Source organism: Aeromonas lacus (genome assembly GCF_000764665.1).
GTDB lineage: Bacteria > Pseudomonadota > Gammaproteobacteria > Enterobacterales > Aeromonadaceae > Aeromonas > Aeromonas lacus.
This window is the reverse complement of sequence record NZ_JRGM01000159.1, coordinates 1-5,274: the sequence shown is the minus strand read 5'-3', so window position 1 is coordinate 5,274 and position 5,274 is coordinate 1. Positions and strand designations below refer to the sequence as shown.

Here is a 5,274-nt window from a genome sequence, read left to right as displayed (position 1 = left end):
CCGAGCAGACCAACCTGCTGGCCCTCAACGCCGCCATCGAAGCGGCCCGTGCCGGTGAACATGGTCGCGGTTTTGCGGTGGTGGCTGACGAGGTGCGCAAGCTGGCCAACCATGCCGGACAGGCGACCAAAGAGATCAACGGAATTGTCACCACCCTGAGCCAGCTGATCGGCGAGAACGAAACCACGGTGAAGAGCGTGATTGCCCGCACCCACCTCACCATGGACAAGGCCCACGAGGCTAGCCAGTCCATCAATGGCTTGATGGGCGAGATTGAGCGCAGTGTCGGTGCCGCCGACCAGATCCGCACCACCAGTGACGAGCAGATGCACAAGCTCGCCTCTCTCAATGCCCATCTGCACGATCTGCTGCACGCCCTCTCCGAGAATACCGAGAAGGTGCAGACCACCGGGATCATCAGCCGCACCCTGTACGAAGAGTCGAGCCAGCTGCGCGATATCATGGAGCAGTTCCGTTTCGAGACGGTCAGCAGTGTCGATCGCGCCGAACACGAGCTGCGCAGTGCTCCCCGTATGTATCAGCACATGATGGTGAAGGTCGAGGCCGCTGGCAGCTTCCATGAATCGATCACCGAGGACTTCAGCGTGACCGGTCTGCGCCTGCGTACCGTACAGTCCCTCGAATTGCCCAAAAAGGCGCAAGTCGAGCTCAAGATCTACACCCCCAAACCCTCCATCGATCTCTATCGCAACCAGACACCGCTGGCCGTGACCGCCAGAGTGATGTGGTCGAAACAGGAGGCGGAGGGCGAGGTCTACGGGTTGGAGTTCATCAACGTGACACCTGCTATTCGCAGCAATCTGGAAGCCTGCTTCAAGCACTATGCGCTGGAGCCCAACTTCAGCCGCTAACACCGCCTCGGCGTGCAGCGCTTCGGGGGGCACCGGTAGAGCTGCCGCAACAAAACAACAAGGGGCGCGTCACTGCTGACGCGCCCCTCTCTTTACGGATGCCTTGTGAACCTGCTGTCAGCGTGCGGCTGCCAGCGGCCTTGTTTCCAGCAGTTGCTCGCCGGGGCGGCAGACCAGCACCGAGCCTTGCTCGAACCAGTCACCCAGCACGATGCGCCGGGCAGGCGCGCCATCGAGCTGGAAGTGGTGGATGGCGGGTCTGTGGGTGTGGCCGTGGATCATCACCTTGCAGCCGTGCTGGCGCAGCATCTCGTCAACGGCAGCTGGCGTCACATCCATGATGCGCTGGCTCTTGTAGGCGTTCTCCATCTGGCTTTGGCCGCGCATCTTGCGGGCGATGGCCTGACGGCGGGCGAGCGGCAGGCGCAGGAATAGCCAGCGCAGCCACTTGAGCTGAGTGATGCGACGAAACTTCTGATACCCCTCATCCAGGGTGCAGAGCAGATCGCCGTGGCTCAGCACCACCCGCTCGCCATAGAGATCGATCACGCACGGATCCCCCAGCAGGGTGATGCCGGCGCGCTTGGCAAACTCTTGGCCCAGCAGAAAGTCGCGGTTGCCGTGGATAAAGTAGATGGGCACATTCTGCTGGCTCAGGGCCAGAAAAGCGTCGGCCATCTCCTGGTGGAGCGGGTTGGGATCATCGTCGCCAATCCAGAACTCGAAGAGATCGCCGAGCACATAGAGGGCATCGGCGCCCACCGCCTCCTTGGCCAGAAAGTGCACCAGCGCGGCGGTCATGTCGGGCCGATCGCTGCACAGGTGAATATCGCTGATAAAGAGGGTGCGCATGGCCGAGCCGTGGCTGCTGGTGGCCACATCCGCTTCGGGAGCCACGATAGAGGCGGGCCACACCAGATGGGTCAAGTCCTGTCCCTCCAGCGTCAGCAGCGCGGCATAAGGATCGCCCGCCAGCCCCAGCAACCGGCACATGGCCGCTTCACCTTTCAATTCCTCTTCAAGGCGCAGGCGCAGTACTTCGCGGTAGAAGTGATCGCCAAAGCGTTGTAGCAAAGCCGCCATCAGGGTGAGGTGGCGCCAGCCATTCTGCGTCTCGATGGGGGCGGCGGTGACATACAGCTCCAGCGGCCAGCTGGCCTCGCTTTGATCGCAACCGCTATCGACACAGTGCTGGTCGAGGCGGGGAAAGGTGCGCTCCAGCAGCCAGATATTGTCGCCCTTGGCGCTCGCCAGCCAACCTTGAGCCTCGAGCGTCGCGGCAAACGCCGCCGGATTGGGATGCTGGCAGAGGATATCGAGATCGCTGCCCGGCCGATCGAGGCCGATGGCGAGCGTGCTCACCAGCGCCAGATCGGCGCACTGCGCTGCCAGCTCATCCCACACACCGGCGGTGAGCAGGGCATGGGCCGAGCGCTGGCGTTCGTTGCCGTGGGCCAGATAGTCGAGGCGGCGCCAGCTCGGGCTGGCAGTGGGGGAGGCAGATGGAAAAACTGCGGCCGGGGCCGCAGTTTTATCAGTGCCGAGTCGGCAGAGATCAGTCAGCAAGGGTCACCTTGGTGATCACCACGTCTTCGGTCGGAACGTCCTGGTGGATACGGCCGTAGTTGCCGGTCTTGACGCCCTTGATCTTGTTGACCACGTCCATACCGGCGGTCACTTCACCGAATACGCAGTAGCCGAAGCCCTGGGTGGTGGCGGATTTGAAGTCGAGGAAGTCGTTGTTGTTCACGTTGATGAAGAACTGGGCGCTGGCAGAGTGCGGCTCCATGGTGCGGGCCATGGCGATGGTGCCGATCTTGTTGGACAGACCGTTGGCCGCTTCGTTCTTGATGGGCGCGCGGGTGTCTTTCTCTTCAAAGCCCGGGGCATAGCCGCCGCCCTGGATCATGAAGCCGTCGATGACGCGGTGGAAAATGGTGTTGTCGTAGTGACCGTCACGGCAGTATTGCAGGAAGTTGGCCACGGTTTCCGGGGCTTTTTCAGCATTCAGGGTGAGGGTGATGTCGCCGTGATTGGTGTGCAGAGTGACCATGATATGTCCTTTCATTTGATGCGGGCGACGAAGTGCCCGCAGGTGTATGGCATAAAGTGGTGGCAATTCTAGCCCATCAGGGGCTGGCGGCATAGTCTCTCTGGCGCCGTAACCGTGCTGGCAGGCGGGATTGGCCACGTTTTCTGCCTCGTTTTCTGCCCCTGAACGGGGTATCATGACCAACCATTTTACTCACAGGCAGTGGTTAGAAGATGCTGAAGATATACAACACACTCACTCGTCAAAAAGAAGAATTCAAACCTATCCACCCGGGCAAGGTGGGCATGTATGTGTGTGGTGTCACCATCTACGATCACTGTCATATCGGCCACGGCCGCACCTTCGTCGCCTTTGATGTGGTGGCTCGCTACCTGCGTTACGCCGGTTATGACCTCACCTACGTGCGCAACATCACCGACGTGGATGACAAGATCATCAAGCGTGCCGCCGAGACCCAAGTGACCTGCGACGAGCTGACCGAGCGTCTGATTGGCGACATGCACGCCGACTTCGACGCCCTTGGCATGGTGCGCCCTGATATCGAACCGCGCGCCACCCAGCATATCGAAGAGATCATCGAGCTGGTGCAATCCCTGCTGGCTAAAGAGCACGCCTATGTGGCGGACAACGGCGACGTGATGTTTATCGTCGAATCCTACGCCGACTACGGCAAGCTCTCCGGTCAGGATCTGGAGCAGCTGCAAGCCGGTGCCCGCGTTGACGTGGTCGATGCCAAGCGCAACCCCTTGGACTTCGTGCTGTGGAAGATGTCCAAGCCGGGCGAGCCGACCTGGGAAAGCCCCTGGGGCCCGGGCCGTCCTGGCTGGCACATCGAGTGCTCCGCCATGAACTCCAAGCACCTTGGCAACCACTTCGACATCCACGGCGGCGGCTCCGATCTGCAGTTCCCGCACCACGAGAACGAGATCGCCCAGTCCTGCTGCGCCCACGGTGGCGACTACGTCAACACCTGGATGCACAGCGGCATGGTGATGGTGGATAAAGAGAAGATGTCCAAATCCCTTGGCAACTTCTTCACCATCCGCGACGTTTTGGCCCACTACGACGCCGAAACCGTCCGTTACTTCCTGATGTCTGGCCACTACCGCAGCCAGCTCAACTACTCGGAAGATAACCTGAAGCAAGCCCGCGCCGCGCTGGAGCGCATGTACACCGCCCTGCGCGACCTGCCGGTGGCCGCCGCTGCCGGTGGCGACGAGCAGGTGGCTCGCTTCAAGGAAGCGATGGACGACGACTTCAACACCCCGGAAGCCTACTCCGCCCTGTTTGATCTGGTGCGCGAGATCAACCGCCAGAAGGGCGAGGACATGGCTGTTGCCGCCGCGCTGGGCGCCCGTCTGCGCGAGCTGGGCGCCGTGCTCGGCATCCTGCAGCAAGACCCCGAGGCCTTCCTCAAGGGTGACGAAGCGGACGAAGAGGTTGCCGAGATCGAGCGCCTGATCGCCGAGCGTAATCAGGCCCGTGCCGACAAGAACTGGGCCGCGGCGGATGCCGCCCGCAACCGTCTCACCGAGATGGGTATCGTGCTGGAAGACAGCGCCGGCAAGACCAGCTGGCGCCGTGCCTAAGGCCCGCCGGTTGACGACCTGACGCAGAGCGCAGCCCTTGGGCTGCGCTCTTTTTTTCAGGGCCCGACGCTTTGTTCAGGGCGCGGCCCATGCAAGCGAACATAAGGAAGATGGCACCATGAAGATATCCAGCTGGCCCGTGCTGGCACTGGCCCTCTCTGCGGCGGCCCTGATCGCCCCGGCCCATGCCGGCACCACCACCAGTGGCAAACTCGATCCGGCCGCCAGTGCCCGCGCCAAGGCCAAGGTGGCCCAGTTTCTCGACTGGGAGCGCGCAGTCAAACCGAGTGGCCTCTATCAGAGCGATCTTGGCGGCGCGCTGCCCACTATCGTCTCCCTCGAGCTGCTCTGCCTGCTCAATGCCGCCTCCAAGGCACGCGAAATAGCCACCCGCGAGGCCCCCGACGAGAAGCCCCCCTTTGTCGAGGGCAACCCCTTCCTGCCCAACGCCTGGGATAACCTGCTGGGCTCGGAGATCCTCTCGTCGCGCGCCATCGCCGGCAGTCGGGATCGCAGCGAGGTCAAGGTGCGCTTCACCTTTGGCGAGCCGGGCACCCCGCTCGACGCCCCCAGCGGCACCTACCGTTTTGTTAGCACCTATCTGGTACTGGACGGGCCGCAAGGCGCCCGCATCACCGATATCGACGCTGGCGGCAGCTGCGATTTCTGCCAATCCGGTAGCCTGCGCGCCGCCCTCTATGAGACGCTCACCGCCTATCCCGCCGCAGGGGGAGAGCAGTGCAAGGGGTTGGGGAAATAG

General features: G+C 62.3%; 5 protein-coding genes and 1 pseudogene. 3 read left to right on the top strand and 3 right to left on the bottom strand.

Features of this window, described 5'->3' with window-relative positions; genetic code table 11:
- The coding region (locus LG31_RS0118465) for a methyl-accepting chemotaxis protein (RefSeq protein ID WP_033115877.1) at positions 1-872 on the top strand (872 nt) is incomplete at its 5' end.
- Between the two features lie 117 nt (positions 873-989).
- Here the strand turns inward: LG31_RS0118465 and lpxH are convergent.
- The 3 genes and pseudogenes from lpxH to LG31_RS0118455 form a co-directional block, all read right to left on the bottom strand.
- On the bottom strand, positions 990-1,724 hold the full coding sequence (gene lpxH, locus LG31_RS21070) for a UDP-2,3-diacylglucosamine diphosphatase (protein ID WP_033115879.1): 735 nt from the start codon (positions 1,722-1,724) through the stop codon (positions 990-992).
- 9 nt (positions 1,725-1,733) lie between these two features.
- Positions 1,734-2,438, bottom strand: a pseudogene (locus LG31_RS21065) (DUF4269 domain-containing protein); the annotation flags it as partial.
- Positions 2,428-2,925: a peptidylprolyl isomerase gene (locus tag LG31_RS0118455; RefSeq protein WP_033115878.1), complete on the bottom strand. Its 498-nt coding sequence runs from the start codon at positions 2,923-2,925 to the stop codon at positions 2,428-2,430. The gene LG31_RS0118455 and the pseudogene LG31_RS21065, both read right to left, overlap by 11 nt.
- A gap of 212 nt (positions 2,926-3,137) precedes the next feature.
- Here LG31_RS0118455 and cysS point away from each other — a divergent pair, with 212 nt between their 5' ends.
- Both cysS and LG31_RS0118445 read left to right on the top strand, forming a co-directional pair.
- Positions 3,138-4,514 carry a cysteine--tRNA ligase gene (gene cysS, locus LG31_RS0118450; RefSeq protein ID WP_033115876.1) on the top strand — a complete coding sequence of 459 codons (1,377 nt, stop codon included), beginning with the start codon at positions 3,138-3,140 and terminating at the stop codon, positions 4,512-4,514.
- Between the two features lie 118 nt (positions 4,515-4,632).
- Complete coding sequence (locus LG31_RS0118445; RefSeq protein ID WP_033115875.1) at positions 4,633-5,274, top strand: hypothetical protein; 642 nt, start codon at positions 4,633-4,635, stop codon at positions 5,272-5,274.